We start from the raw sequence: 24,294 nt of genomic DNA, 5'->3' as shown, positions 1-24,294 counted from the left end.
CGCCTCCTCTCGACCGAGCCATTCTGCGCCGACCTCGCCCGCCTGACCACCCACCCCGCCGGGCCGCCTCGGGTGGCCCGGCTGGGTTGCGGTAGGCCGCGACAGGCGCACTGCCGGGATGATCCACTCCGATTGCGGCATCTTGCGGCTTCCAGCGGCCGGGAGACCCCAGGATGCCGCAACTGGAGAACCCAAAGAGCGCCGGAGACAGAAAGGCCCCCCGTGCACCCGGCAGAGCTCGCTTATCCTTGCTGCCTTCCGGCCCTGGGGAGGTTCACGAGATACCGCCGCACGGGAGGTACGCCCAGCCTACCCGACCGACCGTGGATCTTCAGGGGGTGGTGGGGTGGGAAGCCCGGCGCGGACCTGTATCCTGGCTCGCGGAGGATTCGCCTAGAGGCCTAGGGCGCACGCTTGGAAAGCGTGTTGGGTTAACACCCTCACGAGTTCGAATCTCGTATCCTCCGCTCACCTGAGCAGGAAAAACGACAGGGCCGGCCCCCAGGGGACCGGCCCTGAGTCGTGGCCGGCCCCCGCGAGCCGGGCACGGTCTCGGTCAGGTGCGGTCTTTCGCTCGCCGGGGCAGCTTCCAGTCCGGCCGGGGGAAATGGCAGGTGTACCCGCCGGGGTGCTTCTCCAGGTAGTCCTGGTGCTCCGGCTCGGCCTCCCAGAAGGGACCGGCCGGGCTCACCTCGGTGACCACCTTGCCGGGCCACAGGCCGGAGGCGTCGACGTCGGCGATGGTGTCCTCGGCTTCCCTCCGCTGCTCGTCGTCGCCGTAGAAGATGGCCGACCGGTAGCTCACTCCGACGTCGTTGCCCTGCCGGTTCTTCGTGGTCGGATCGTGGATCTGGAAGAAGAACTCCAGCAGGTCCCGGTAGGACACCTGCGCCGGGTCATAGCTGATCTCGATCGCCTCGGCGTGCGTGCCATGGTTGAGGTAGGTCGCGTTCGGCACGTCTCCGCCGGTGTAGCCGACGCGGGTGTCGAGCACGCCGGGCCGCTTGCGGATCAGATCCTGCATGCCCCAGAAGCAACCGCCAGCCAGGATCGCCTTCTGCGTCGTCATCGCTTCCTCCCTGCGCTAGAGAATCCTACGGACCGAAGGTGAAGACGTACGCACGCAGACCCGGTTGGTCGGTGACGAGCGTCAGCAGGCGGTCACCCCGGGACGCACCGGCGACGAGTCGGATCATGCGTGCCCGGTCGATTCGCACGACGCCGTCCGGCTCGACGTCGGCGCCGCGCTCGTGGCCGATCGGGTTCCCGTCGAGCAGCACCTGGACGGTGGCCGGCCCGTCAGGTCCCGGGTCGACGACGAGGTTCACCTCGCCGGCGTCGAAGGGCAACCCGAGTTCCCCGCCGCCGCTGGCCAGCTCGACGTACTCGCCCTCGCTGCGCCAGTCGCCGGCCACCGCGTAGCTGCCCGGTACGCCCCGGTCGGCACCGAGGTACGTCTCGGGCGTGATGCCGAGGTAGGAAGGCTCGCCGGTGGCGGCGAACCGCGTCGTCTCGGGGCTGACCGGCGGCAGTTCGGTACCTGGTGCCCGTGTCTGAAGAAGCCGCCGGATCTCCGACTCCACCTGCTCGTAGGCACCCTCACCGACCCACCTGTCGACGAGTCGTCCGTCGGTGTCGAAGAGGTACTTCGCCGGCCAGGCGTCGTTGCGCAACGCGCGCCAGAACGCGTACGCGTTGTCCATGGCGACGGGATAGGTGAGCCCCTGGCCCCGGACGGCCTGCTCGATGTTGCTCGGGTCCCGGCCGAAGGCGAACTCGGGCACGTGCACACCGACGACGGTCAGCCCGAGGTCCGTGTAGTCGCGGTGCCACGCCTTGACGTACGGGGCGGTGCGGATCCAGTTGATGCAGGTGTACTCCCAGATGTCGATCAGGGCCACCCGACCGTGCAGGTCGTCGGGCGTCAACGGCGGCGAGTTCACCCACCGGTCGACGGTGATCGGAGGAAGCCGCAGGGTCAGGCCGGTCGTCATGCGGGCACCTCCACCGCCGTGGCACCGACGATGGCCTGGTCGCCGTCGTTCTGGACGTAGCCGACCACCATGGCCTGACGGGGATCGAGTTCCGACGGCACGTCGAGTTCCACCCGGCCACTGGTCAGGTTGAGATTCGCCGCCGTGAAGGCGCGCACGACGCTGTCCTGCCGCAGTCGTCGCCCGGCGTTCTCACCCCGGGGTACGTCGTTCGCCAGGCCGTCTTCCACGACCGCCACGTTCAGCATGCCCAACGCTGGTGGCCGATCCACCTGGTAGTCCACCGCGACCCGACGCCCACCGTCGCTGGTCTCGACCGAGAGCGTCACCGCCGTGACGGGCGCTGCCGACAGGGCGGAGGTGATCGCCGACGACGCCGCCTGCTGGTTGGAGCCGACGAACTCGACGGTGCCGTTGACCACCATCTGCGGCGTGTACAGCCCGCCGGAGCCGAACGCGCGCGCGTAGTCCTCCTGGCGACGGGTGTGCGCCGGATCGCCGTACGGGTCGGCCCAGCCAAGGTGGTCCCAGTAGTCGACGTGGAAGCCGAGGGTGAACACGCGCTGCCCCCGTTCCCGGGCGGTGCGTTCGATCTCGGAGAGCACCTCCTCGGCCGGCGGGCAGCTGTCACAGCCCTGGGAGGTGAACATCTCCACGACGGCGAATCCGCCGTCCACCGCTGCGGAACGCGATGGGTCCGCCATGGCGTGCGTCCTCTCGGTCCGGTCTCCTGGCAGCGCTGCCTTCCCGCCGAGCCCGCGTTCATGTCCGAACCGCGAAGAGCCCACCCGTCCAGACAGAGACCGCTCGAACAGAACGGTAGACGTTATATACCGTCGGCCGTACTATCGCGGTATGCAGGAACCTACCTTTCTGATCCTCACCGCGCTGGCGGCGCAGCCGCTGCACGGGTACGGGGTGATCCGGTCCGTCGACGAGCTGTCGGCGGGCGAGGTCAAGCTGCGGCCGGGCACCCTCTACGGTGCGCTGGACCGGCTGGCCGAGCAGGGCCTGGTCACCGTCGACCGGGAGGAGGCCGTCGAGGGCCGGCTGCGCCGCTACTACCGGCTCAGCGACGCCGGTGCCGCCGCGTTGCAGGCGCAGGTCGAGCGGCTGCGCCGGCACGCCACCGCCGCCGAGATCCAGTTGGGCAGGCGCCTCGGCGGTGCGCTGAGCTTCGGCCCGGCGAGCGCCCCCACCTTCGGCCCGGTGACCGGATGACCGCGGCCTGGCCGACCGCCGATGACCGGCTGGAGCGTGGCTACCGCAGGCTGCTGCTCGCCTACCCGCGCCGACACCGGCGGCGGCACGGTACCGAGGTGGTGACCACGCTGCTGGAGATGGCGGAACCGGGCCAGCGCCGTCCCCGGGCCGGTGAGGCTCTGCACCTCATCGGCAGCGGCCTGCGGCTACGGTTCCGGCTGCCCGCCGGTCGCCCGTTCATGGCGGTCGCGGCGCTGCTCACCGCACTTGTCGTCGGCGCTTTCGGTGCCGCCGCCGGCTCCTGGCTCGGTGCCCAGACCTTCGCCGACCTGCCCGACGAGGCCGGCATGGCCAGACTCACCCAGCAGGCCGGCGGGGACGAGACCCTGCACTCCTTTTACTCGTCGTCGCCGTGGACCGCCGAGGCGGCCCATTCGTTCAGCCGGGTCGACGGCCTCTGGGACGCCGAGCAGGTCCGGCAGCGGTTGACCGCCGACGGCTGGTCGGTTTCCGGCTTCACCCCGGTCACCGGCATGTCGGGCACCCGCGACGAGGCTGGCTCTCTCGTCGAGGTCCCGTTGAACGGCACGCGTTTCACAGCCGAGTCGGCCGACCTGAGCATCATCGTGATGGGCTGGAACCCGGCAGAAAACAGCTCCATCGCCATCCGCAGCGACGTCTCGCTCCTCGCGATGCCGCAGCGTACCGCCGTGTTCCTGCCGCTTGTCGTCGTCGGCACCGCCGCCGGGCTGCTCGTTGGTTGGCTGGTCGCGGCGGCCGTCGCGTACCGGATGGCGGCAGCGCCGCCCGGACGCCGCCACGCCGCCGCGCTCTGGGGCGGGGCCCTGGTGGCGCTGGCCCTGCCGGCTGTCGCTCTCTACGGCAACGTCATGCGGGTGTTTCGGGACGGCAGCGTCCACGAGGGATCTCCGTTGACCGTTCACAGTGCCTTCACGCCCGGCGAGTACTACCCGTTCGGTCCGCACTGGCTGGTGCTCGGGCTTACCGTCGCCGGGCTCGTGGCCGCCGTCGCCGCGATCCTCACCGCCCGTCCGGGCGACCAACCACCACAGCCCAGCGTCGTACCAGGCTGACGCGCGACAACGGGGGCAGGGGCCGCTCCGACCGGGAGCGGCCCCTGGGCATGCGCCGGGCCCGTCCCGGTCCGGCTCCCGCGACGGTACGCGGACAGCCTCCTAACCTCGCACACGCGCCCAGGACACGAAGCGGTCGAACAGCCCGACCGTCGACGCCGGGTCACCGAGTTCCACGCTGGCCTGCGCGTACAGCGTCGCGAGGTGCACCAGCAACGCGGCCCGGTCCTCCCGGTACTCGCCGAGCAGCCGGAGCTTGGCCACGCTGCACGGCCACCTGACGCCGCAGTTCCGGCAACGCCAGGTAGGGCGGGACGGCGCATGTTCCGGACGACGGCGGCTCATCGGCTAGCCACCCCGGCCGGACGGCCTGACCGGGCACGGGACGCCGACGGGTGATCTCCGGCCCGGATCAGGCCGGCCGGCATCAGGAACAGCTCGCGGCGCTCGACAGCGTCGCCTCGGGCGTCAAGCTGGTAGCACTCGATCCAGGTCCACCCGTCGTAGGTGACCCGGTCGGTGCGGTGCCGGATGACCCGGACCGTGATCGGGCGAACGAACTGCGGGGACGCCGCGCTGCTCAGCAGGAAGAGTTCCCCCGGAGTGATCGAGCCAGCGCATACGCACGGGCCGGGTCGGCGGCACGGATGCGGCCCGACGGCATCCCGACCGACGACGCCCCGACCGACGGCATCCCGGCCGAGGACGTCGCGGCCGGGGAGGTGCCCAACCCGACGACCATGCGATCGCGGGCTTGCGGTGTGGTGCGGCACTGGTCGCCTCGCTCCGTCCGGTGGTCGAGCCGGCCGGCACAGGTCGCCCGGTCCCGCGTCCGCCAGCGGGCTTGAGTCGGCTGCGCTCTCGGCTCGACAGCGCGTCGAGTAGTGGATGGGGGCCGCCGTGGTTGCTCGCCCTACGGCGGCCCCCCGATGTCACGACCGCCGGGTCAAGGGGGATGAACCTCCACCGGCCGCGCCATCGATACCCCAACTTCCCGTAGGTAACGGGACAACTACATGGCGTGTGGGTATGGTCGGCGGATATTCGAGACGTCCGATGGGAGGCGGCCATGAACGACGCGCTGCGGGTGGCGCTGCGAGACACCGGGCACACGATCGAGTCGCTCGCGGAACGCGTCGGCGTCGACCCGAAGACGGTAAGCCGCTGGTTGCTCGAAGATCGGATCCCGCATGCCCGGCACCGCCTCACGGCGGCAGATGCGCTCCAGAAGAATGTCTCGGACATTTGGCCGGACATTTCGAGACGTCGGGCGCTGGTCTGGTTCCGCCCCTGGCAGGAGATCGAGCGCGAGGCGACCACGCTGCGCTGGTTCGAGCCCAACGTCCTACCCGGCCTGCTCCAGACCGAGGCGTATGCCCGCGCGGTGCTCACCGGCGGCGGCCTGATCCCCCGCAGCGAGGTGGCCCGGCTTGTCGACCACCGGATGTCCCGTCAGTTGATCCTGCACCGGGAGGAGCCGCCGCTGCTCACCGCCGTGCTGGACGAGGCGGCGCTGCGCCGGCCGGTCGGCGGCCCGGCCGTCATGCGCGAGCAACTGCTGGCGCTCGCCGAGGCGTGCACCCAGCCGCACATCCGGGTACACGTGGTGCCGTCCACAGTGGGCGAATACGCTGGGCTGAACGGCCCGTTCATCATCGCCACCGCGCCGGATCACCGCATCGCCGGCTACCTCGACAACCAGTTGCAGGGGCAGGTGGTCAGCGAGCAGGCCGAGATCGCGGCGATACTGGCCGCCTGGGAGAACGTGCGCGGCGAGACACTCTCGCACTGGCAGTCGGTCGACCTGATCAGGGAGGTGGCGGAGTCATGGCACTGAACGACATCCCGGCGCTGGCCGGTGCCCGATGGCACAAGAGCAGCCGCAGCAGCGGCAACGGCGGCGCCTGCGTCGAGGTCGCCGGCAACCTGCCCGACGTGGTGGGCGTACGCGACTCGAAGGACCCGACCGGCCCGGCACTGGTGTTCAGCCCGGCCGCCTGGCGCGCCTTCGTCGCCACCGTGGACAAGACCTGACCACCGTCGTACACATGTTCTATCCACAGGTTGTGGACGCCGGGTGAGTTACCAGCTCAGCGCGGTCGTCGCGGACGCCGAGCTGCTGCGCGAGGAGACCCGCGAGCTGGATCATGCCGTGCTCGGCGAGCTGCGGCAGGACTTCGCGTTGCTGCCGGTCACGCCGCAGCTCGTGCTGGAGCTGACCGGCACCCCGCCGGACTATCTCACCGACGAGCCCGGTCCGGAACAACCGTTCGAGCTGGTCCTCTCCCTCGCGCTGACCGAGGTCCTGGCCCGCTGGTCGGTGCGCGGCCCGCTGGCGTACGTCGAGGCGGAGTTCGCCGGTGGGGCCGGGCACCAGGCCGCGGCGGTCTGGCTGGGCGGTGCACTGGCCTGGGGCCCACGCTTCGACGCGGCGCTCGACGGGCCGCGCCCGGAGTGGCCGATCAACGCGGCGCTGATCGAGCTGGGCGTGGAGCCGGGCCGGTGGATCGACCCCTTCGCTGAGCTGGGGTTGCACGTCGAGCGGAGCACCGAGGGGTGGCTCGCGCACGGGCGGCGAGGGCTCAGCGCCGACTACTGGGACGAATTGGCCGACGAATGGGAAGCTCGGCAATAACCTCAGCGCCCCCGTCACGTTGGGGACTGGGGGATTCTGATGAAATTGCGACAATTCGGCTTCATCGCCGCACTGCTTCTGGCTGCCTCGGCATCGGGTAGCGGAGTCATGCCACCGGACACCATCGCCGTCCGCGAGCCCGTCGCGTCGGTGAGCGTCGTCGATCTCGACGGAGTGGCCGATGTGGACTTCGGTGACTCGGAGAGCGAGCTGACCCGGCGCGGCATCCTGCGTACCGACGTCGACGCCTGCGGCCCGACGCTGGCCGGGTACGACGAGATTAGCCCGATCTTCATCGAGGATCGGCTGGTGCTGCTCTGGGCCGGCGACCCGGTCCGCACTCCCGAGGGCATCGCGGCCGGCTCGCCCGTCGCCGAGGTCCGGGCAAGCCATCCGACGGTACGCGAACTGCAAGCTCCACAGGGGACGTACCGCTTCGACGGCCTGCTCGCCCGCGACGGCGACCGCGCCTACCTGTTCCTGCACGACGGCCAGACGGTGCAGAAGATCATCGCCGGGTACGCCGACTGGGCCCACCGCCTCTTCATCGAGGGCCACGCCCCCTGCTGAGCCGCGTCACCACCTGACCGGCAGTTCCACCGGGCCGAGGATGGCGTGCCCCTGCTTCCACCGCACCTCGTCCGCAGCCACGGCCAGCCGCAACGTCGGCAGCTCGCGCAGCAGCAGCGCCAGCGCGAGCCGGACCTCCAGGGCGCCCAGGTGCGCGCCGACGCAGTAGTGCGGGCCGTACCCGAAAGAGAGGTGCGGGTTCGGGTCCCGGCCGAAGTCCATCCGCTCCGGGTCGGCGAAGACCCGCGGGTCCCGGTTGGCGGCGTCGTGCGACGGGATCACGACGTCGCCCTCGGTCAGCCGCGCGCCGCTGGGCAGCGTCACATCCGCCATCACCCGCCGGGGCATCTCGTCGCCGTTGGAGGTCGAGTGCAGCCGCTCCAACTCGGTGACCGCCCCGTCGACCTGCTCCGGATGCTCCAGCAGGTAGTCCCACGCACAGTCGTGCCCGGCGTACGGGCGGGTGCGCAGCAGGTACACGAACGTCGAGATGGAACTGGCCGTGGTCTCCCATCCGCCGACGATCAGCGAGAGTAGAAGTTTGACCTGGACGTCCACCGGCTGGTTCGCTGCCGCCGTGGCGATCCGGGTCATCAGGTCATCACGGGGGCAACCGCGCCGCCCGTCCAACTGCTGCCACAGGTAGCCGCCCATCTCCTCGGCGGACCGGGCGGCATCGGCCCGGGTGAGGTCGGCGGTGCCCATGAACATGTCGCCCCAGCGGCGGAACTGCGCCCGGTCCGGCTCGGGCAGGCCGAGCAGATCGGAGATCACGTTCAGGGCGAACGGTACGGCGAAGTCACCCACCAGATCCGCCGAGCCGCCCTTGGCGGCCAGCACCGCGAGCTGCGCCTGGGCAGCGGCGCGCACCGTGTCGCGTAGCCCGGACACGGCGGGCTTGGTGAAGCTGTCCTTCACCGTTCCCCGGACCGCGGCGTGCTCCGCCCCGTCCATGCCGAGCATCGTCCCGGTCACATCGACCTGGTCGGCGTGGGCGGCGGCAGCCCGGGAGAACAGGTCCTGTCGCCGGAGCACCTCCCGGACGTCGTCGTACCGGCAGATCAGCAGCGCCGGCAGCCACTCCCCGCCAACCTGACGGACCACCGGCAGGACGCCGGATTCCGAGGCGGCGAGCTGCGCGTAGTAGGGGTGCTTCTCCGGGCCGCGCGTCCGGTCGATGCCATCCGCGTCGACGTTCAATGGGTGTCGTACTGGATCATCCTCGACCGAGACCATGGGAATACCATGGCATTACTTCCCAGTGAAGGCAATCGATCACTGAGCGTGACGCCGGTGCGGTCGGCACCGGCTGCCCCGATCCCCCTCGGCAGCTACGGCACAAATTTGCTGCCGCTGGGGCGAACGCGGTTACGAGAACCCGCATCACACAGCACGACACCAGACGCCTTGTGGAAGGACGACCCATGCGGGCACGAACCCTGTTGATCGCGGCGATCGGCGTCTCGCTCCTCGCCGGCTGTACCTCCAGGCCGAACAATGTCGGCGGCGCCGCCGGACCGGCCGGCACCCCGTCGGCGACCGCCACCGTCACCGCGCCCACTAGTGTCCCCGGCACCCCGTCGGCGACCGCCACCGTCACCCCGCCCGCCAGTGTCCCCCGCACCCCGTCGCCCACCGCTACGAAGCCGGCCGGGTCGACGTCGCCCAAGCCGCGCGGAATCCGTGCAACCGACTGGGCGAACGTGCGGCTGGGGGGTGTGTCCTTCATGGATCTGGGAGACATCACGTTCCGGAATGGCCGGGCCTCTTCAGGCGCCAACAACTGCGTGATGCTGCCCGGCGGCGCGCGGCCCGTGTACGCCGAGTATCTCACCGAGGAGCCGGCCAACAGCCCGATCACCGAGGACGCCCTCATCCTCATCGAGTGCGGCAGCGACGCAATGGACCAGGCGCTCATCATGGTCCAGCTCGGCTACGACCAGAAGGAGCGGCGGGCGGTGGGGGTGATCGAGGCCGACCCGCCCAGCCGGCCGGGTGAGCGCATGACGTTCCTGTCGTACGCGGTCGAGCAGCAAGTGATCGTGACGACCGTCCGACGGGCGGACGGCACCCAGGAGACGCGCCGCTACCGATTCAACGGGGGCAACAACTGGGGACAGTTCTAGGCCGCGGGGGCGAGCGAGTCGCTGGTCCGGAGGGTACTCACGATCTCTTCGGTGCGGTCGGTCCCGTCGACCTGCCGGATCTGAAGATAGATGCCGTAGCTGTCATCCGGCGACGTCATGATCACCTCGGAGAAGGAAATGGTGCCGCCGTCGCAGTTCGTCCAGCGTCGTACGATCCCGGTTCGAAAGGTGTCGATGTATGGCCGGTCCGGCTCCCGCCTGCACCGCGAGTGATCGGGCAGTGCCGGGGTGCCGTCCCGCAACGCTCTGCTCGCGCCGACGAAAACACCCGGGACGGCGCTAGCGGGATCCGACCAGTCGGTCAGATCCGTGCCGACGACCAGGCCAGGAGCTTGGCCGGTGGGCAGGCTGATCGCCTGCGGATTCCATCCGGAATCACGAACCTGGTTGGCCCAGGCCGCCGGCACCGCCACCGACAGGCCGCCCGAGGCGTCCGTCACCCGTATCCAGCCCGATGTGATGGAGGGCCCAGCGTTCGAGGCCGTGCTGGCGAGGACGGTCGCCAGCATCAAGACAGGCAGGACGATCAGACGCCGGACGGGCACGGGTCGCCGGACGGGGCGCGCGGCGGCGGCGTCCAGCGCGTCGGCGAAGGCCGTCGCCGACGACCAGCGGCGTGCCGGATTGGGATTGAGTGCGCGCAGCACCACGCCGTCCACCCGCGAGGGTATGCCCGGCCTGCTCTTCGACGGCCGTACCACCGGCAGGGCGGCGGCTGCGGCGACGGCCTGGACCGACGCCGGAAGGTTGGGTGGCCGGCCGGTGAGCATGTGGTAGGTCAGCGCACCGAGCGCGTAGACGTCGGCGCGCTCGTCCAGGCCGGCGCCGAGGCGTGCCTGTTCGGGTGCCATGTAGCCGGGCGATCCGGCGACGACGGTGAAGCCGGAGCCGTGGGCGAGGGCCTTCGCCAGTCCCAGATCACCGACCACCACCCGCTCGGCGTCGGGTGGTCCGGTGAAAAGCACGTTCGACGGTTTCAGATCCCGGTGGATGACACCGAGCCGGTGCAGGACGGCGACGCCGCGAGCCAGATCGGTCGCGGTCCGTAATGCCTCGCGCACCGGAATCGGGCCGGTTTCGAGCCGCTCCGCGAGCGTGCCGCCCGACGCGTACGTCATCACCAGGTAGGGCCTGCCATCGGCCAGCTCACCCACATCGAGCACCCGGACCAGCTGGTCCGACTCGGCGCGGCGCAGGATGCGCGCCTCTTCGAGGAAGCGGGTCCTGACATCGACGTGATGGGTCCAGTTGTCGGCCAGAACCTTCACCGCCACCGAGGTGTCAAGGACTTCGTCGTCGGCGAGCCAGACCGTGGCGAACGCACCCGACCCGAGGCGTCGCCGAATCCGATAGCGACCGATCTGCTCGGGTATTGACACCGACTTACTATAGCCGGGCCGCACTGCGGCTGGCCGACGCAGACCAGGGGAATGGACGAGAAATGGCGCTCAAACCGGAAGCCGAGGCGCTCGCGGGAATGGCCGCTAACGGCGATGCCGACGCGCTCAATGCGCTTCTGACGTGCATTCGACCACACGTTCTGCGCCACTGTGGACGGATATTGCCCTGCTTCGAGGACGCGGAGGAGGCGTGCCAGGACGCGCTGTTGCAAGTAGCGCAGCACGTTCACAGGTTCGAGGGTCGGTCGAAATTCTCGACCTGGCTGCATATCGTGGTCACCAATTGCGCCCGACAGACGTACCGATCGTTAAAACGGCGTGCCGCCGAGCGAACAAATGCCGAACTTTTGGTTGAACATCCGGACCCGCGTACCACGAGCGTGATCGCCGGCTTCCGCATCGACCTATTGGACGCGTTGGAACGCCTGGAGGCTCACCGCCCCGCTTTGGCGCACGCGCTGATCCTTCGCGACCTGTGCCAGCTTGATTACGACGAGATTGCCGCCGAGCTCGGAATTCCCGCCGGCACGGCCAAGTCGCAGGTCCACCGGGCTCGGCGGCACGTCCGCAACTGGCTGAACGGCGGCTGACGCGGCATGAGGGTGGCCGACGTCGGGGCTGCTGTTGAAGTGAGACCAGAGGCGGAACGCCCGGTCGATCCTCACGGATCTGCCGGGCGTTCGCGCTGCTCACGAGCGGTGGCGGAGGGATTTGAACCCTCGGAGGGCGTAAACCCTCACACGCTTTCGAGGCGTGCTCCTTAGGCCGCTCGGACACGCCACCGCCGACGAGGGTACAGGACCACAGGTTCCGACGCCGAACCGGTCCCGGCCAGGCCGGCCTGGCAGGATCAACGCCATGAGTACGCACATCGGCGCGAAGCCGGGCGAGATCGCCGAGCGGGTCCTGATGCCGGGTGACCCCCTGCGGGCCAAGTGGATCGCGGAGACCTACCTCGAGGGCGCGAACTGCTACTCGACGGTCCGGGGCATGCTGGGCTTCATCGGCCGTTGGAACGGCGTGGAGGTTTCGGTGCAGGGCTCCGGCATGGGCATGCCCTCGGCTTCGATCTACGCCCACGAGTTGGTCAACGAGTACGGCGTGAAGTCGCTGATCCGGGTCGGCTCCTGCGGCGCGCTCAGCGAGGATCTCCAGCTGCGCGACGTGATCGCGGCGATCGGGTCGTCAACCGACTCGAACATGAACCGGATGCGTTTCGACGGGCTGATCGACTACGCCCCGGTCGCCGACTTCGGGCTGCTGCGTACCTCGGTGGAGGTGGCCGAGCGGCGCGGCATCGCGATGCGGGTCGGGCCGATCCTGGCCGCGGACGCCTTCTACACCGACCGGCCGGACCTCTACGACAGCCTCGCGGAGTACGGCGTGCTGGCGGTGGAGATGGAGTCGGCTGCGCTGTACACGATCGCGGCCCGGTTCAAGGCCCGCGCCCTGACCCTGTTGACGGTGAGCGACCACATCAAGACCGGCGAGAAGACCACCTCCCAGGAGCGGGAGCAGACCTTCAGCCAGATGGTCGAGATCGCCCTGGACACCATCACCGCCTGATCCGGTCGAGCCCGACGTCCCGCCACCCCCCGTGCGGTGGCGGGACGCTCTGTGTCGGGGTCGGTGTGACGGCCTCCACTCGGTAAATGTATACGACCGGTCGTTCTTATTTAGTAGTCTCGCCGCATGACCGTCGACGGCCGGCTCGCCCGAGGGCAGCGCACCCGCACCGCCGTGCTGGACGCCGCCGTCAGCCTGGCCTCCGCCAGCGGCCTCGACGGGCTCTCCCTCGGGCATCTCGCCGAGTCACTCGGGGTCAGCAAGTCCGGCCTCTTCGCGCACTGGCGCTCCAAGGAGGAGTTGCAGCTCGCCACCATCGACCGGGCCGTCGCCCAGTGGCAGGAACAGATCATCGGCCCGGCGCTGCGCACTCCCCGGGGCGTACGCCGGATCCACGCCCTGCATGAGGCCCGGATCGACTTCTACGCCGGTCGGGTGCTGCCCGGCGGCTGCTTCTTCGCCACCACGGAATTCGAGTTCAACGCCCGGCCCGGCGCCGTCCGCGACCGCCTCGCCGACGTCTTCGCCGCCTGGACGAGGTTCCTGGAACGGCTCGTCACCGAGGCGGTCGAGCTGGGCGAGTTGCCCGCCGGCACGGATGTCGCGCTGCTGGCGTACGAGATCGACGCGTACGGAATCGCCGCCGCCATGCGCTCCCGCCTGCTCGACCCGGAGGTCACCTACCGGCACGCCCGCCTGGGCGTGCTGGGCCGCCTGCGGGCGCTCTGCCCCGACCCCGCTCTGCTACCGGAAGGCCCGTCATGAGTCACGCAGTCGCCGAACAGCCCGCCGTCGAGTACGGCCACGTCGAGCGCACCATGGTTCACTTCGACGACCTCGACGCCCTCGGCATCCTGCACAACGCCCGGTACGCGTTGCTGCTGGAACGGGCGCTCACCGCGTACTGGTCCGACCGTGGCGTCGCCTACCAGGCCGGCCGGGCCAGCACGCCCGACGTGTTCCACGCGGTACGCGAATTCACCATCAGCTACCTCGCGCCCGTCACCGGCACCGGCCCGATCGCGGTGCACTTCTGGCTGGAGCAGCTCGGCACCAGCAGCGCCCGGTACGCCTTCCGCTTCCACTCGCTCGACGGCACCACGACGTACGCGGAAGGGCACCGCGCGGTCGTCCGTCTCGACCCGTCCACCCTGCGGCCGGCCCCCTGGACCGACACCGCCCGCGCGGTCGCCACCACGCTGCTGCGCTCCTGAATCCCCGAGGGCTCAGCGGAAGAAGGCGCGCAGGACGGCGGCGTTCTCGGCCTCCAGGATGCCGCCGTACACCTCGGGTCGGTGGTTGAGCCGGCGGTCGCGCAGCACGTCCCAGAGCGAACCGGCGGCACCCGTCTTGGGTTCCCAGGCACCGAAGACCACTGTCGAGACCCGGGCCAGCACCAGTGCCCCGGCACACATCGTGCAGGGTTCGAGGGTCACCACAAGCGTGCAGCCGTCCAGCCGCCAGCGGCCCAGCCGCTCGGCCGCCCGGCGTAGTGCGAGCACCTCGGCGTGCGCGGTCGGGTCGCCGGTCAGCTCGCGTTCGTTGCGACCGATCGCCAGCTCACGGCCGTCCGGCCCGTAGAGCACCGCACCCACCGGCACATCGCCGGACTGGCCGGGCTCACCAGCGGCGACGGCGTCGCCGCTCGCCGAGACGGCCGGACCGCCGCCTCCGCCCGGAACCGCCGGGCCGGTCACCGCGACTTCGAGGGCGCGGCGCATCCAGAGCTCGTGCCGCTGTCGCCGGCCGGTACCGGTCGGGTCGGCCAGGCCCTCATCCGCTCCCGGTCCGTACCGGCCGACCGAACCGGGCGTGGGTTGCCCCGGCCGGACCGTCTCCAGCGCCGGATCGGTCACGTCGGAAGGCTCAGACCTCACGCAGTTCCTCGACGTCGTCGACGCAACCCAGCACCTGGCAGATCTCGGCGGTGACGTCGGCCGGCATCATCCCCTCGTGGGCGCAGAGGGCGAGCAGCCGTTGCGCGGGGATGCCCAGGTCGGTCAGGAGATCCGCCTCGCCCACCGGGTCCGCCTCCGGATCGGCGGCCGGCTGGTCGCCCTCCTCGTCGCCACCGCTGGCGGCGGCCGGACGCACCTCTTCGGTGTCGTCGAGCCCGGTCACCGACGTCTTCAGGTCACCGACCAGCAGAGCGCCCAGCCGGGACTCCTCCGCGTACGCCGAGTCGGAGCCGAAGACCCGCAGGTCCTCGCCCTCGTCGAGGCGCAGGATGACCAGGTAGGTGTCGTCCGCCTCGACGAACAGCAGCGACAGGTCCGCGTCCGGAGCGACATCGCGGAGCCGCTCGGCGACGTCATCTACGTCTGCGGCACCCCGCAGACTCAGCTCGGCGGCTGTCCAGCCGCCCTTCTCGCGTACGACGGCCGCAGCGAAGTACGACACGTTTCCCCCAAGTTGCCTCGGCACAGCACTCGCCGACCCGTTACGCGTGCACGTTAGCCGGTCGGGTCGGCAGGCGACCGGTCAACGCCCCGAAGGGCCGGTCATTCCTGGGGAAGGATCTCCGCGCCGCTCAGCCGACGAGGCGTCGGCGAGTGGCGATCAGTTGGCGGAGCTGTGCGGTGCGGGCGCGTTGTGGCCGTTCGCGTTCGCGTACCGCGCGCGCGTCCGCCAACTGCGCCAGAAGCTGAAGGCGGCGGCGGCTGCGATCGGGATCCAGCCGCGGAGTGGTCCAGGCCATACCGGGAGAGTGCCGAGTTACGGCCATCCAGTCAAGACGGGTTTCGGTGTCTGCGCGACGACGCACCGCAGTCGCCACCGGCACGGTTCACCAGAGCGGCCAGTCACCGCTGCTCATCCAGCGGGTGACGACCGCAGCGGTGGCGATGCTCCACCCTCCGGCGGTGACGATCGCGATGCCGGCCGCCACTCCCCGGTCGCCGTACCTGACCAACGCCAGGGCCGCGAGCCAGGCCAGCACACCGGCGAGCAGCGTCCACCAGACGTACCCGACGAGGCTGCCACCGAGCAGACCGAAGAGGACCAGCCAGGCGAGGGTTCCGACCGCGCCCGCCGCGACACCGGCGCCGCCGACCGGGTTCGGCTCGCGGTAGGCGGGGCGCGGTGGCCGCCCGGACGGAAAGAGGCCCGACGGGTTGTACGGCAACACCGGTACCCACTCCTCCACACGCACGGACGCTGTCTCACCACCGTATCGAGTCTGTCAGGATGGCCGGATGGTTCCGCTGACGATCGGACGCCGACGCGCGTACGCCGTGATGCTGCTCGTGCCGGTGCTCGCGGCGAGCGGCTGCGGTACGCCCGGCGTGCCGACGGACGCCGGCCCGACCCCCGTGACCAGTCCGACGGCCGTGACCAGCCCGACGGCCGGGCCCGGACCGACCGCCGCGGCGACCACCGGCGCACCGCCCGCGGCCAGCGCGGCGCCCGACCTCACGGACCAGCCGGCGGCGACTCCCCGCAAGGGCCTGCCCCACGTCTTCCCGGTGCGCGCCGGAAAGGTCTCGTATCACCCGACCCACTCGGCGTACCCGGGGACGGACATCTTCGCCGACTGCGGTGAGCCGGTCGTCGCGGTCACCGACGGCACGATCGGTGAGGTCAGCCGACGTGACCGGTACCAGAAGAGTGGTCCGCAGGGGCCGTACAACGGTGGCCTGTCCGTGTCGGTCCTCGGTGACGACGGGGTGCGCTACTACGGCTCGCACCTGACCGAGATCACCGAGGACATCGACGCGGGGGTGCGGGTACGGGCCGGTCAGCGGCTCGGCACGGTGGGCCGGACGGGCAACGCCAACAACGTCTGCCATCTGCACTTCGGCATCTCCCCGCCGTGTCTGGGCGAGGACGGCTGGTGGATCCGCCGGGGCGTGGTCTGGCCCGCGCCGTACCTCGACTCGTGGCGCAAGGGCGGCAACCGGGAGCCGGCCGCCGAGGTGGCCGCGTGGCATCGCAAGCACGGCTGCCCGAGCAAACCGCCCGCGCGCCGATAAGCGCCATCCGGGTTCATCAGTCCGAAACATTGACGCAGGTCTCGCCGGTGAACTACCGTCCGGTAGACCAGAGAGAGCGCTCTCTCACGTCGCTTAATTCACAATACCGACGAAGCGTGCGCCGACCGGCGCGGCCGGGCCGGCACGCGTTGGAGGAAAGATGAGACCTCCCGTCCCACGCCGCCCCCACCACCGGATCCTGGCCGCCACCGCCGCCGCCACCCTCGTCCTCGGCGGGCTGGCCGTCATCGCCGGCTCCGCCGCGCAGGCCGCGCCGGTCGGCGCCGGCAGCTACACCACCACTGCGGTCGGCCCGCTCCCCGGCGGCTGCGGCAACATCGCCAACAACCCCCGGCAGTACGTCACCGCCGCCGCGCCATCGGGGGCCGTACCCACGAACGACTGGTGGTCGTCGCTGCTGTGGAAGCGGCTGAACTGCACCTTCAGCGAGCCGTTGCACGCGCACCCGGTGTCCTACCAACCCGTCACCGACGGGCTGGGCTTCTCCGCCACCTCGACCCCCGCCATCTCCGGCACCGCCACCGGAGTGGGCGAGTTCAAGTACCCGTACGTCGAGGACATCCGGGTCGGCGTGGCCGGGCTGGCCGCCCCCAACGCGCTGGTGGACGGTTGGACTGACTGGACGGTCACCCCGTATTGGAGCGACGGGACGCGGACGATGCGCGCCACCATCGGCCACGGGTTGCCGCTGGCGTACTTCCGCACCAGCGGCGGCGATGCGGTGATCAACGCGACCGGCGGCAGCCCCACGGTCTGGTCCAACAACGGAAGCAGCATCGGCTTCACCGTGCGCGGCCACGACTACGTGGCGTACGCGCCGACCGGCGCGACCTGGACCGTCAGCGGCAGCCGGATCAGTTCCAACCTCGCCGGACGCGGCTACTTCACCGTCGCGCTGCTCCCGGCCACCGGCGGCGGCACCGCCCGCACCCAACTCGCCGGCACCTACGGTCAGTACGCGCACGCCCACGTCACCGGCACCCGGGTCAGCTACAGCTACAACGCGACGACCAGCCGGGTGGAGACCCGCTACACCTTCACCACCACGCCGCGCGAGGGCACCGAGACGCGGACCGTGGTCAGCCTCTACCCACACCAGTGGCGGGCGCTGACCGGGGCCACCCCGGTCACGCCGACCTACCCGTCCGCCCGAGGGCGGATGAAGGTGGTCACCGGCGTCGGCGAGTTCCGCACCTCGATGCGGTTCAACGGCGTACTGCCGGAACTGCCCGCCGTCGCCACCGGAGCCGGCAGCGACCTGACCACGCTGCGGCAGCACCTGGCGGCGGTGCGGAGCAACCCGATGGACCAACGCGGTGGCGACACCTACTGGACCGGCAAGGGACTCGGCCGGGCGGCCCGCATCGCCGAGATCGCCGACCTGGTCGGCGACGCCGAGACCCGCACCTCGGCGCTGAACGCCATCCGCACCACCCTCAACGACTGGCTCACCGCCTCGTCCGGCGAGACCCAACGGCTGTTCTACTACGACCAGCGGTGGGGCACGCTCATCGGCTACCCGGCGTCGTACGGATCCGACCAGGAGCTGAACGACCACCACTTCCACTACGGCTACTACATCGCCGCCGCCGCGACGCTTGCCAAGTTCGACCCGGCCTGGGCGCGGGACGACCAGTACGGCGGCATGATCGACCTGCTCATCCGGGACGCGAACAACTACGACAGGTCGGACACCCGCTTCCCGTACCTGCGCGACTTCGACATCTACGCCGGACACGACTGGGCCTCCGGGCACGGCGCGTTCGCCAGCGGCAACAACCAGGAGTCGTCGTCGGAGGGGATGAACTTCGCCAACGCCCTCATCCAGTGGGGGCAGGCCACCGGCGACACCGCGGTACGAGACGCCGGCATCTACCTCTACACCACCCAGGCCGCCGCGATCCACGAATACTGGTTCGACGTCACCGGCGAGAACTTCCCCACCGAGTTCGGGCACTCCAACGTGGGCATGGTCTGGGGTGACGGCGGCGCGTACGCCACCTGGTTCAGCGCGGAGCCCGAGATGATCCAGGGCATCAACCTGCTGCCGATCACCGGTGGGCACCTCTACCTGGGCCAGCACCCGAACTACAACTCGGTGAAGTACGCCGAACTGGTCCGCAACAACGGCGGTGAGCCGACCGTGTGGCAGGACATCCACTGGCAGTTCCTCGCCCTCGGTGACGCCGACGCGGCGCTGGCCAAGTTGCGGGCCAACCCCGGCTACACCCCGGAGGAGGGCGAGAGTCGGGCGCACACCTTCCACTGGGTCCGTAACCTGGCCGCCCTCGGCCGGGTCGACACCGGGATCACCGCCGACCACCCGCTGGCCGCGGTGTTCAACCGCAACGGCGCCCGGACGTACGTGGCCAGCAACATCTCCGGCTCACCGCTGACCGTACGGTTCTCCGACGGCACGCAGCTGACCGTGGCGGCCGGGCGCACCACCACCAGTGGGGCGCACACCTGGAGCGGGGGCAGCGGCGGTGGGGGTACGCCACCGAGCCCGACCCCGACGCCCACGTCCACCCCGACCCCGACCCCGACGCCCACTCCCACGCCGACGCCGACCGACCCGCCGTCCAGCTCACCGGTGCGCTACCTGCTGTCCGGGGGTGGTCTGGGTGCGTCCGGCAGCGCCGGCACCACCACCGTGAGCAGCGCCGGTGGCGCGAACCACGACGGCACGCCGCGCAACCCGGTGGTCTTCACCGCGACCGGGCTCAACCTCAACCACAACGGCGGGCAGACCGCGTTCGATCTGTTCCTCGACGCCGGCACGGCGGTCGGCAACGGGGTGCAGGCCCGCGTCTCGTACGACCTGACCGGTGACGGCAGTTGGGAGCGGGTGGAGACGTACCGCTACTTCGCCACCGACCCGGTGCCGGGCTGGGAGCACTACACCCAGGCCGCCGGGCTGCACTCCAGCAGTGGCTCCCTCGGCAACCTGCGTGGTGGCACCGTCCGGGTGGAGGTCTGGTCCGCCATCGGCAACAACCCCACAAACCTCGGTGTCGGTGACCGATCCGTGGTGCGGTTGCCGTACGCCTGATTCCGCACACCCTGATCCGCCCCGCGCCGCCGGTCGTACCCCGACCGGCGGCGCGGCCACGTAGGTTGCATGCATGAGCGAGCGGGACCCCATTGCCGATCTGCGCCGGATCGCTTTCCTGCTGGAGCGGGCGAACGAGGCGACCTATCGGGTACGCGCCTTCCGCTCGGCGGCCAAGGCGCTGGCCGCGCTGCCGGTCGAGGAGGTGGCCGAGCGGGCCCGTACCGGCAAGCTGACCGAGCTGGCCGGGGTCGGCGACGTCACCGCGCGTTGCGTGGCCGAGTCGCTGGCCGGGGAGGAGCCGGTCTACCTGCGCCGACTGCTCGCTACCGAGGGCACCGACCTGGATGCCGAGGCCACCGCCCTGCGTACCGCCCTGCGCGGCGACTGCCACACCCACTCGGACTGGTCCGACGGTGGGTCACCGATCGAGGAGATGGCGCTGGCCGCCGTCGAGCTGGGCCACGAGTACCTGGTGCTCACCGACCACTCGCCCCGGCTGAAGGTGGCCCGGGGACTGACCGCAGATCGGCTGCGCCGCCAGCTCGACCACGTGGCACGCGTCAACGAGGCGTTACCGGAGGGGTTCCGCATCCTCACCGGCATCGAGGTCGACATCCTCGCCGACGGGTCGCTCGACCAGGACGAGGCGTTGCTGGCCCGGCTGGACGTGGTGGTCGGGTCGGTGCACAGCGGCCTGAACGACGACCGGGCGAAGATGACCCGCCGGATGCTGGCCGCCATCGCCAACCCGCATCTGGACATCCTGGGCCACTGCACGGGCCGGATGGTCTCGTCCCGACCGACCGGGGTGACCGGGCCGGGCGACCGGGGGCACCGCGCCCGGACCCGGGCCGAGAGTGACTTCGATGCCGACGCCGTCTTCGCCGCCTGCGTCGAACACGACGTCGCCGTGGAAATCAACTCGCGGCCGGAGCGGCAGGACCCGCCGAAGCGGCTGATCCGGCGGGCGCTGGAGGCCGGTTGCCGGTTCGCCATCAACACCGACGCGCACGCCCCCGGCCAGTTGGACTGGCAGCGCTTCGGCTGCGAGCGGGCCGCCCTGTGCGGAGTCCCCGCGGACCGCGTGATCAACACGTGGGCGGCCGACGAGCTGGTCGCCTGGACGCGCGACTGACGCGTGCCCAACCGCCCGGCCCGCCCGCCTCCGGTCAGCGGGTGGCGGGCTCGACCAGGGGTGCTGTCGGGGTGCCCACACCCGGTGCCACCCGGCGACGACGACGTCGGCCGAGCAGGCCCTGCGACACGGCGACGCCGAGCAGCACGATCAGCGCGCCGACCGGCTGGTGCCAGGTGAGTCGCTCGCCGAGCACGACGGCACCGATCAGCACCGCGAACACCGGGATCAGGTACGTCACGGTGGAGGCGGTCGTCGCGCCGACGGTCCGGATGTTCCGCAGGTGGATCACGAAGGCGAGCCCGGTGCCGAGCGCGCCCAGCGCCAGCACGGCCGCGAGCACCCGCGGCGACAGCGCGGTCGGCAGCGGCGGCGCACCGGCCACCACCGGCGCCACGATCGCGAGCTGGACCGCCGCGACGATCAGCTGCGCCGCAGAGAGAGACAGCCCGGACAGGGTGCTGCCGGCGATGAACTTCTTCTGGTACGGGATGGCGAAGCCGTAGCAGGCGGCAGCGCCGAAGCACATCAACTGGCCGACGAAGTGCGCACCGCCGACGCCCTGCCAGACGCCGAGCACCACCATCACGCCGGTGAAGCCGAGCGCCAACCCGAGTGCGCCGCGTGCGGTGAGCCGCTCGGTGCGGAACACCAGCACCGCCAGCGGCAGCACGACAAGCGGAGTGGTCGCGTTCCAGATGCCGGCGAGCATCGACTCGACCCGCTGCTCGCCGTAGCCGAACAGGGTGAACGGCAACGCCACCCCGAAGGCGGCGATCACCGTCAGGTGACCCCAGACCCGCGGCTCGCGGGGGAGCCGGTCCCGCAGCACGGCGAGCACCACCAGCAGGGTCAGCGCGCCGGAGGCGACCCGGTAGAGGGTGAGGTGCAGCGGGTGCAGCTCGGCCACCCCGACCTTGATGAAGAGAAAGCTGGAACCCCAGATCGCGGCGAGGGCGATGAAGCCGGGCAGCCAGCTCCGCAGCGCCGGCCGGTCAGGGGTGAAGTTGCCTGTCACCCCTGACACTCTGCCGCCGGGGTACGACATTGTCCTGCGGTTTTCGGCCGTCGTGTCGCGCGCCACAGAAACCACCTACATTGGTAGAGCGTTGACCGACCGAGGAGGTGAACATCGTGGCGATGCCGATCCGTTTCGACCCGCTCGTCGACCTTGACGGCATGTGGACGACCCAGCTCGCCGACCGCTACCTCCCGTTGCCTGAGCTACCCGATGCGCGGTACGAGTGCATCGACGGGAGGTTGGTCATGACGCCCGCCGAGGTCGGCACGAACAGCTACGGCGAGCTGAAGCTCGCCCGGCTACTCTCACCCGTTGCCGAGGCCCACAACTTCTACGTCTTCGGTCAGGTGAATCTGACCTTCTCTCCACAGCGGTGGATCCAGCCGGACATCACCGTGCTGCACGCGCTGCCGAAGACGGACGAGGAGGATCGCTGGATCCCGGCCCACCTGTGCACCATGGCCGTGGAGTTCGTCTCCCCTGGCAGCCGCCGGCAGGACTTCGTCGACAAGCCGATCCGCTGCGCCGAGGGACGGGTGCCCTACTTCATGCGGGTGGAGATCTCACGCCGGCTACGGCACGCCGCGGTGGAGTTGTTCACCCTCGGCAAGTTCGGCGGCTACGACACGCTCGCCAAGGCGGTCAGCGGCGACCGGCTACGCGCCGACGAACCGTTCCCGATCGACTTCGATCCTGCCGACCTGCTGCCCTGACGGCGTCGGCGGCATCATCTCGACGCGCACCTCGCGTAGGGTACGCAGCGTGGGAAGAATCGACGATCTCGCAGATCGCTACGTCGCCGATTGGGCCGCACTGAGCCCTACCGGCGCCACCTACGTCGGCATCAGTGGCTACGACGACAAGTTCGACGACCTGTCACCGGAGGGGTACGCCGCGCGCGCCGAGCTGGCCCGACGCACCCTCGCCGAGCTCGACACCATCGAGCCGGAGACGGAGGCCGAGCGCACCGCGCGGGAGGCGATGCAGGAACGCCTCGGCCTCGACCTGGACCGGTACGTCTCCGGAGAGACGACCAGCGAGGTCAGCGTCATCACCAGCGGGCTGCACGAGATCCGGATGATCTTCGATCTGATGCCCACCGACGGGGAGCAGGCACGGGCCAACCTGGCCGCCCGGCTGAACCTCTTCCCGCACGCGTTGGAGGAGTACAAGACCACGCTGCGCGAGGCGGCGGCAGCCGGACGGGTCAGCGCCCGTCAGCAGCTGATCGAGGTGGCCAAGCAGTGTGACGCCTGGGTCGATCCGGACGGTGACAACGTCTTCCACGGGCTGGTCGAGCGGCTGGGCGAGGAGAGCGCCCTCGGCGCCGAGCTGCGTCGCGGTGCGGCGGCGGCCACGGCGGCGACCGCCGAGTTCGGACAGTTCCTCCGCACCGAGCTGGCACCCCACGGACGGGAGAAGCAGGCCGCCGGCCGCGAGCGCTACGAGTTGGCCTCCCAGTACTTCCTCGGTGCCCGGATCGACCTCGACGAGACGTACGCCTGGGGGTTCGCCGAGTTGGCCCGGTTGGAGGCCGACATGCGGACGGTGGCCGCCCAGATCGCCGGCCCGGGTGCCACCATCGACGAGGCCGTGGCGGCCTTGGACGCCGACCCGGCCCGCACCATCCGGGGTCGGGACGCGTTCCGCGACTGGATGCAGGAGCTGGCCGACCAGGCGATCAGCGACCTCAACGGCACCCACTTCGACATCCCTGAGCAGGTCCGGCGGATCGAGTGCATGATCGCGCCGACAAGTGACGGCTCCATCTACTACACCGGCCCGAGCGAGGACTTCGCCCGACCGGGTCGGATGTGGTGGGCGGTGCCGCAGGGCCTGACCGACTTCTCCACCTGGCGCGAGGTGACCACCGTCTACCACGAGGGGGTCCCCGGGCATCACCTCCAGATCGGCCAGACCGCCGTCCGGGCCGAGTTGCTCAACCGCTGGCAGCGGCTGCTCTGTTGGGTCTCCGGGCACGGCGAGGGCTGGGCGTTGTACGCCGAGCGGCTGATGGAGGAGTTGGGTTACCTGGACGACCCGGGCAACCGGCTCGGCATGCTGGACGGTCAGGCGCTGCGGGCGGCCCGCGTGATCGTCGACATCGGCATGCACCTGGAGCTGGAGATTCCCAAGGACAACCCGTTCGACTTCCACCCGGGTGAGCGTTGGACCCCGGAGCTGGGTTGGGAGTTCCTGCGGGCGCACTGCCGGGTGCCGGACGAGATGCTGCGCTTCGAGCTCAACCGCTACCTGGGCTGGCCGGGGCAGGCACCGTCGTACAAGGTGGGCGAGCGGATCTGGCTTCAGGCGCGGGAGGAGACGAAGGCCCGCAAGGGCGCCGACTTCGACCTGCGGGAGTTCCACCGCCAGGCACTCGACCTCGGCGGGCTCGGCCTCGACCCGCTCCGCCGGGCACTGGCCCGGCTCTGAACACCCGAGGAAGAGTGCCGGCTGCGGCCCACTGACCGCGCGTCGGCAG

General features: G+C 70.5%; 27 protein-coding genes, 2 tRNA genes, 1 other RNA gene and 1 pseudogene. 18 read left to right on the top strand and 13 right to left on the bottom strand.

Annotated elements, in window-relative coordinates; genetic code table 11:
• Nucleotides 1-211 precede the first annotated feature (211 nt).
• Nucleotides 212-301, bottom strand: an RNA gene (gene ffs, locus KBX50_RS25975) — signal recognition particle sRNA small type.
• Nucleotides 302-382: 81 nt separating this feature from the next.
• On the opposite strand from ffs, the gene KBX50_RS25970 reads away from it, so the two are divergent.
• Nucleotides 383-467 (top strand) — tRNA-Ser (locus tag KBX50_RS25970).
• A gap of 89 nt (nucleotides 468-556) precedes the next feature.
• Here KBX50_RS25970 and msrA read toward each other — a convergent pair.
• Genes msrA through KBX50_RS25955 form a run of 3 tightly spaced genes read right to left on the bottom strand, consistent with a single transcriptional unit; the run spans nucleotide 557 to nucleotide 2,698 of the window.
• Nucleotides 557-1,069, bottom strand: a complete 513-nt coding sequence (gene msrA / locus KBX50_RS25965; protein WP_210940302.1) for a peptide-methionine (S)-S-oxide reductase MsrA — start codon at nucleotides 1,067-1,069, stop codon at nucleotides 557-559.
• Between the two features lie 25 nt (nucleotides 1,070-1,094).
• A complete protein-coding gene (locus KBX50_RS25960) occupies nucleotides 1,095-1,994 on the bottom strand; it encodes a redoxin (RefSeq protein ID WP_210940301.1) in 900 nt (299 codons plus the stop codon).
• Nucleotides 1,991-2,698: a thioredoxin family protein gene (locus KBX50_RS25955; RefSeq protein ID WP_210940300.1), complete on the bottom strand. Its 708-nt coding sequence runs from the start codon at nucleotides 2,696-2,698 to the stop codon at nucleotides 1,991-1,993. Before KBX50_RS25955 ends, KBX50_RS25960 begins: the two co-directional genes overlap by 4 nt.
• Before the next feature lie 151 nt (nucleotides 2,699-2,849).
• Here KBX50_RS25955 and KBX50_RS25950 point away from each other — a divergent pair, with 151 nt between their 5' ends.
• The gene (locus KBX50_RS25950) at nucleotides 2,850-3,215 is read left to right on the top strand and encodes a PadR family transcriptional regulator (RefSeq protein WP_210940299.1); all 366 of its coding nucleotides are present in this window, start codon (nucleotides 2,850-2,852) and stop codon (nucleotides 3,213-3,215) included.
• Entirely contained in the window at nucleotides 3,212-4,291 is a 1,080-nt protein-coding gene (locus KBX50_RS25945) for a hypothetical protein (protein WP_210940298.1), read from the top strand. The genes KBX50_RS25950 and KBX50_RS25945 overlap by 4 nt, the downstream gene beginning before the upstream one ends.
• 102 nt (nucleotides 4,292-4,393) lie before the next feature.
• On the opposite strand, the gene KBX50_RS25940 is transcribed toward KBX50_RS25945, so the two are convergent.
• A complete protein-coding gene (locus KBX50_RS25940; RefSeq protein ID WP_247674437.1) occupies nucleotides 4,394-4,555 on the bottom strand; it encodes a flavin reductase in 162 nt (53 codons plus the stop codon).
• Nucleotides 4,556-4,686: 131 nt separating this feature from the next.
• On the opposite strand from KBX50_RS25940, the gene KBX50_RS25935 reads away from it, so the two are divergent.
• From KBX50_RS25935 to KBX50_RS25915, 5 genes are all read left to right on the top strand, one after another.
• Nucleotides 4,687-5,139, top strand: coding sequence for a hypothetical protein (locus KBX50_RS25935; RefSeq protein ID WP_210940296.1), 453 nt, complete (start codon nucleotides 4,687-4,689; stop codon nucleotides 5,137-5,139).
• A 221-nt stretch (nucleotides 5,140-5,360) separates the two neighbouring features.
• Nucleotides 5,361-6,128 carry a helix-turn-helix transcriptional regulator gene (locus KBX50_RS25930; protein ID WP_210940295.1) on the top strand — a complete coding sequence of 256 codons (768 nt, stop codon included), beginning with the start codon at nucleotides 5,361-5,363 and terminating at the stop codon, nucleotides 6,126-6,128.
• Nucleotides 6,119-6,325 carry a DUF397 domain-containing protein gene (locus KBX50_RS25925; protein ID WP_210940294.1) on the top strand — a complete coding sequence of 69 codons (207 nt, stop codon included), beginning with the start codon at nucleotides 6,119-6,121 and terminating at the stop codon, nucleotides 6,323-6,325. The genes KBX50_RS25930 and KBX50_RS25925 overlap by 10 nt, the downstream gene beginning before the upstream one ends.
• A 43-nt stretch (nucleotides 6,326-6,368) precedes the next feature.
• Nucleotides 6,369-6,926 carry a hypothetical protein gene (locus KBX50_RS25920; RefSeq protein WP_210940293.1) on the top strand — a complete coding sequence of 186 codons (558 nt, stop codon included), beginning with the start codon at nucleotides 6,369-6,371 and terminating at the stop codon, nucleotides 6,924-6,926.
• A 39-nt stretch (nucleotides 6,927-6,965) separates the two neighbouring features.
• Nucleotides 6,966-7,496: a hypothetical protein gene (locus tag KBX50_RS25915; protein WP_210940292.1), complete on the top strand. Its 531-nt coding sequence runs from the start codon at nucleotides 6,966-6,968 to the stop codon at nucleotides 7,494-7,496.
• A 6-nt stretch (nucleotides 7,497-7,502) separates the two neighbouring features.
• Here KBX50_RS25915 and KBX50_RS25910 read toward each other — a convergent pair whose 3' ends face one another.
• Nucleotides 7,503-8,732 (bottom strand): cytochrome P450, encoded by a 1,230-nt coding sequence (locus tag KBX50_RS25910; protein WP_210940291.1) that lies wholly within the window; start codon nucleotides 8,730-8,732, stop codon nucleotides 7,503-7,505.
• A gap of 188 nt (nucleotides 8,733-8,920) precedes the next feature.
• Between KBX50_RS25910 and KBX50_RS25905 the strand changes: the two genes are divergently transcribed.
• Nucleotides 8,921-9,622, top strand: a complete 702-nt coding sequence (locus KBX50_RS25905) for a hypothetical protein (RefSeq protein ID WP_210940290.1) — start codon at nucleotides 8,921-8,923, stop codon at nucleotides 9,620-9,622.
• Here the strand turns inward: KBX50_RS25905 and KBX50_RS25900 are convergent.
• Entirely contained in the window at nucleotides 9,619-11,046 is a 1,428-nt protein-coding gene (locus KBX50_RS25900; protein ID WP_210940289.1) for a serine/threonine-protein kinase, read from the bottom strand. The two genes, KBX50_RS25905 and KBX50_RS25900, sit on opposite strands and share 4 nt — an antisense overlap.
• 38 nt (nucleotides 11,047-11,084) lie before the next feature.
• On the opposite strand from KBX50_RS25900, the gene KBX50_RS25895 reads away from it, so the two are divergent.
• Nucleotides 11,085-11,633: an RNA polymerase sigma factor gene (locus KBX50_RS25895; RefSeq protein WP_210940288.1), complete on the top strand. Its 549-nt coding sequence runs from the start codon at nucleotides 11,085-11,087 to the stop codon at nucleotides 11,631-11,633.
• Between the two features lie 106 nt (nucleotides 11,634-11,739).
• Here the strand turns inward: KBX50_RS25895 and KBX50_RS25890 are convergent.
• Nucleotides 11,740-11,826, bottom strand: a tRNA-Ser gene (locus KBX50_RS25890).
• 75 nt (nucleotides 11,827-11,901) lie between these two features.
• Between KBX50_RS25890 and deoD the strand changes: the two genes are divergently transcribed.
• The 3 genes from deoD to KBX50_RS25875 all read left to right on the top strand — a co-directional run bounded on the left by deoD (nucleotide 11,902) and on the right by KBX50_RS25875 (nucleotide 13,823).
• Nucleotides 11,902-12,609, top strand: a complete 708-nt coding sequence (gene deoD / locus KBX50_RS25885) for a purine-nucleoside phosphorylase (protein WP_210940287.1) — start codon at nucleotides 11,902-11,904, stop codon at nucleotides 12,607-12,609.
• Between the two features lie 126 nt (nucleotides 12,610-12,735).
• Nucleotides 12,736-13,374 (top strand): TetR/AcrR family transcriptional regulator, encoded by a 639-nt coding sequence (locus KBX50_RS25880; RefSeq protein ID WP_210940286.1) that lies wholly within the window; start codon nucleotides 12,736-12,738, stop codon nucleotides 13,372-13,374.
• Entirely contained in the window at nucleotides 13,371-13,823 is a 453-nt protein-coding gene (locus tag KBX50_RS25875; protein ID WP_210940285.1) for a thioesterase family protein, read from the top strand. The genes KBX50_RS25880 and KBX50_RS25875 overlap by 4 nt, the downstream gene beginning before the upstream one ends.
• A gap of 12 nt (nucleotides 13,824-13,835) precedes the next feature.
• Here KBX50_RS25875 and KBX50_RS25870 read toward each other — a convergent pair whose 3' ends face one another.
• The 4 genes from KBX50_RS25870 to KBX50_RS25855 form a co-directional block, all read right to left on the bottom strand.
• Nucleotides 13,836-14,330 carry a nucleoside deaminase gene (locus KBX50_RS25870; protein ID WP_210940318.1) on the bottom strand — a complete coding sequence of 165 codons (495 nt, stop codon included), beginning with the start codon at nucleotides 14,328-14,330 and terminating at the stop codon, nucleotides 13,836-13,838.
• 145 nt (nucleotides 14,331-14,475) lie between these two features.
• Nucleotides 14,476-15,009 carry a tRNA adenosine deaminase-associated protein gene (locus KBX50_RS25865; protein WP_210940284.1) on the bottom strand — a complete coding sequence of 178 codons (534 nt, stop codon included), beginning with the start codon at nucleotides 15,007-15,009 and terminating at the stop codon, nucleotides 14,476-14,478.
• Nucleotides 15,010-15,139: 130 nt separating this feature from the next.
• Nucleotides 15,140-15,307 carry a hypothetical protein gene (locus KBX50_RS25860; RefSeq protein ID WP_210940283.1) on the bottom strand — a complete coding sequence of 56 codons (168 nt, stop codon included), beginning with the start codon at nucleotides 15,305-15,307 and terminating at the stop codon, nucleotides 15,140-15,142.
• 87 nt (nucleotides 15,308-15,394) lie between these two features.
• Nucleotides 15,395-15,754, bottom strand: a complete 360-nt coding sequence (locus KBX50_RS25855; RefSeq protein ID WP_307871073.1) for a hypothetical protein — start codon at nucleotides 15,752-15,754, stop codon at nucleotides 15,395-15,397.
• A gap of 49 nt (nucleotides 15,755-15,803) precedes the next feature.
• Between KBX50_RS25855 and KBX50_RS25850 the strand changes: the two genes are divergently transcribed.
• From KBX50_RS25850 to KBX50_RS25840, 3 genes are all read left to right on the top strand, one after another.
• Nucleotides 15,804-16,580 carry a M23 family metallopeptidase gene (locus KBX50_RS25850; RefSeq protein WP_210940282.1) on the top strand — a complete coding sequence of 259 codons (777 nt, stop codon included), beginning with the start codon at nucleotides 15,804-15,806 and terminating at the stop codon, nucleotides 16,578-16,580.
• A gap of 160 nt (nucleotides 16,581-16,740) precedes the next feature.
• Nucleotides 16,741-19,653 carry a glycosyl hydrolase gene (locus KBX50_RS25845; RefSeq protein ID WP_210940281.1) on the top strand — a complete coding sequence of 971 codons (2,913 nt, stop codon included), beginning with the start codon at nucleotides 16,741-16,743 and terminating at the stop codon, nucleotides 19,651-19,653.
• 73 nt (nucleotides 19,654-19,726) lie between these two features.
• On the top strand, nucleotides 19,727-20,791 hold the full coding sequence (locus tag KBX50_RS25840) for a PHP domain-containing protein (protein WP_210940280.1): 1,065 nt from the start codon (nucleotides 19,727-19,729) through the stop codon (nucleotides 20,789-20,791).
• On the opposite strand, the pseudogene KBX50_RS25835 reads toward KBX50_RS25840, so the two are convergent.
• Nucleotides 20,680-21,809: pseudogene (locus KBX50_RS25835) on the bottom strand (DMT family transporter); the annotation flags it as partial. The gene KBX50_RS25840 and the pseudogene KBX50_RS25835 overlap by 112 nt on opposite strands.
• Nucleotides 21,810-21,931: 122 nt before the next feature.
• On the opposite strand from KBX50_RS25835, the gene KBX50_RS25830 reads away from it, so the two are divergent.
• Nucleotides 21,932-22,525, top strand: coding sequence for a Uma2 family endonuclease (locus KBX50_RS25830; protein WP_247674445.1), 594 nt, complete (start codon nucleotides 21,932-21,934; stop codon nucleotides 22,523-22,525).
• A gap of 49 nt (nucleotides 22,526-22,574) precedes the next feature.
• Nucleotides 22,575-24,245, top strand: a complete 1,671-nt coding sequence (locus KBX50_RS25825) for a DUF885 domain-containing protein (RefSeq protein WP_210940278.1) — start codon at nucleotides 22,575-22,577, stop codon at nucleotides 24,243-24,245.
• The last annotated feature ends 49 nt before the right edge of the window (nucleotides 24,246-24,294 follow it).

The sequence above is a fragment of the Micromonospora sp. C51 genome (genome assembly GCF_018070435.1).
Classification (GTDB): Bacteria; Actinomycetota; Actinomycetes; order Mycobacteriales; family Micromonosporaceae; genus Micromonospora; species Micromonospora sediminimaris.
Note: the sequence above shows the minus strand (reverse complement) of the source record. Positions and strands in the feature narration are given on the sequence as shown.

What these genes read in the sequence shown, in the direction of transcription:
- KBX50_RS25860 (WP_210940283.1), bottom strand. Translation starts at nt 15,307, where the DNA reads ATGGCCTGGACCACTCCGCGGCTGGATCCCGATCGCAGCCGCCGCCGC.
- KBX50_RS25850 (WP_210940282.1), top strand. Translation starts at nt 15,804, where the DNA reads ATGGTTCCGCTGACGATCGGACGCCGACGCGCGTACGCCGTGATGCTG.
- KBX50_RS25905 (WP_210940290.1), top strand. Translation starts at nt 8,921, where the DNA reads ATGCGGGCACGAACCCTGTTGATCGCGGCGATCGGCGTCTCGCTCCTC.
- KBX50_RS25915 (WP_210940292.1), top strand. Translation starts at nt 6,966, where the DNA reads ATGAAATTGCGACAATTCGGCTTCATCGCCGCACTGCTTCTGGCTGCC.
- KBX50_RS25930 (WP_210940295.1), top strand. Translation starts at nt 5,361, where the DNA reads ATGAACGACGCGCTGCGGGTGGCGCTGCGAGACACCGGGCACACGATC.
- KBX50_RS25830 (WP_247674445.1), top strand. Translation starts at nt 21,932, where the DNA reads ATGCCGATCCGTTTCGACCCGCTCGTCGACCTTGACGGCATGTGGACG.
- KBX50_RS25950 (WP_210940299.1), top strand. Translation starts at nt 2,850, where the DNA reads ATGCAGGAACCTACCTTTCTGATCCTCACCGCGCTGGCGGCGCAGCCG.
- KBX50_RS25845 (WP_210940281.1), top strand. Translation starts at nt 16,741, where the DNA reads ATGAGACCTCCCGTCCCACGCCGCCCCCACCACCGGATCCTGGCCGCC.
- KBX50_RS25960 (WP_210940301.1), bottom strand. Translation starts at nt 1,994, where the DNA reads ATGACGACCGGCCTGACCCTGCGGCTTCCTCCGATCACCGTCGACCGG.
- msrA (WP_210940302.1), bottom strand. Translation starts at nt 1,069, where the DNA reads ATGACGACGCAGAAGGCGATCCTGGCTGGCGGTTGCTTCTGGGGCATG.
- KBX50_RS25840 (WP_210940280.1), top strand. Translation starts at nt 19,727, where the DNA reads ATGAGCGAGCGGGACCCCATTGCCGATCTGCGCCGGATCGCTTTCCTG.
- KBX50_RS25910 (WP_210940291.1), bottom strand. Translation starts at nt 8,732, where the DNA reads ATGGTCTCGGTCGAGGATGATCCAGTACGACACCCATTGAACGTCGAC.
- KBX50_RS25945 (WP_210940298.1), top strand. Translation starts at nt 3,212, where the DNA reads ATGACCGCGGCCTGGCCGACCGCCGATGACCGGCTGGAGCGTGGCTAC.
- KBX50_RS25895 (WP_210940288.1), top strand. Translation starts at nt 11,085, where the DNA reads ATGGCGCTCAAACCGGAAGCCGAGGCGCTCGCGGGAATGGCCGCTAAC.
- KBX50_RS25925 (WP_210940294.1), top strand. Translation starts at nt 6,119, where the DNA reads ATGGCACTGAACGACATCCCGGCGCTGGCCGGTGCCCGATGGCACAAG.
- KBX50_RS25955 (WP_210940300.1), bottom strand. Translation starts at nt 2,698, where the DNA reads ATGGCGGACCCATCGCGTTCCGCAGCGGTGGACGGCGGATTCGCCGTC.
- KBX50_RS25880 (WP_210940286.1), top strand. Translation starts at nt 12,736, where the DNA reads ATGACCGTCGACGGCCGGCTCGCCCGAGGGCAGCGCACCCGCACCGCC.
- deoD (WP_210940287.1), top strand. Translation starts at nt 11,902, where the DNA reads ATGAGTACGCACATCGGCGCGAAGCCGGGCGAGATCGCCGAGCGGGTC.
- KBX50_RS25870 (WP_210940318.1), bottom strand. Translation starts at nt 14,330, where the DNA reads ATGCGCCGCGCCCTCGAAGTCGCGGTGACCGGCCCGGCGGTTCCGGGC.
- KBX50_RS25875 (WP_210940285.1), top strand. Translation starts at nt 13,371, where the DNA reads ATGAGTCACGCAGTCGCCGAACAGCCCGCCGTCGAGTACGGCCACGTC.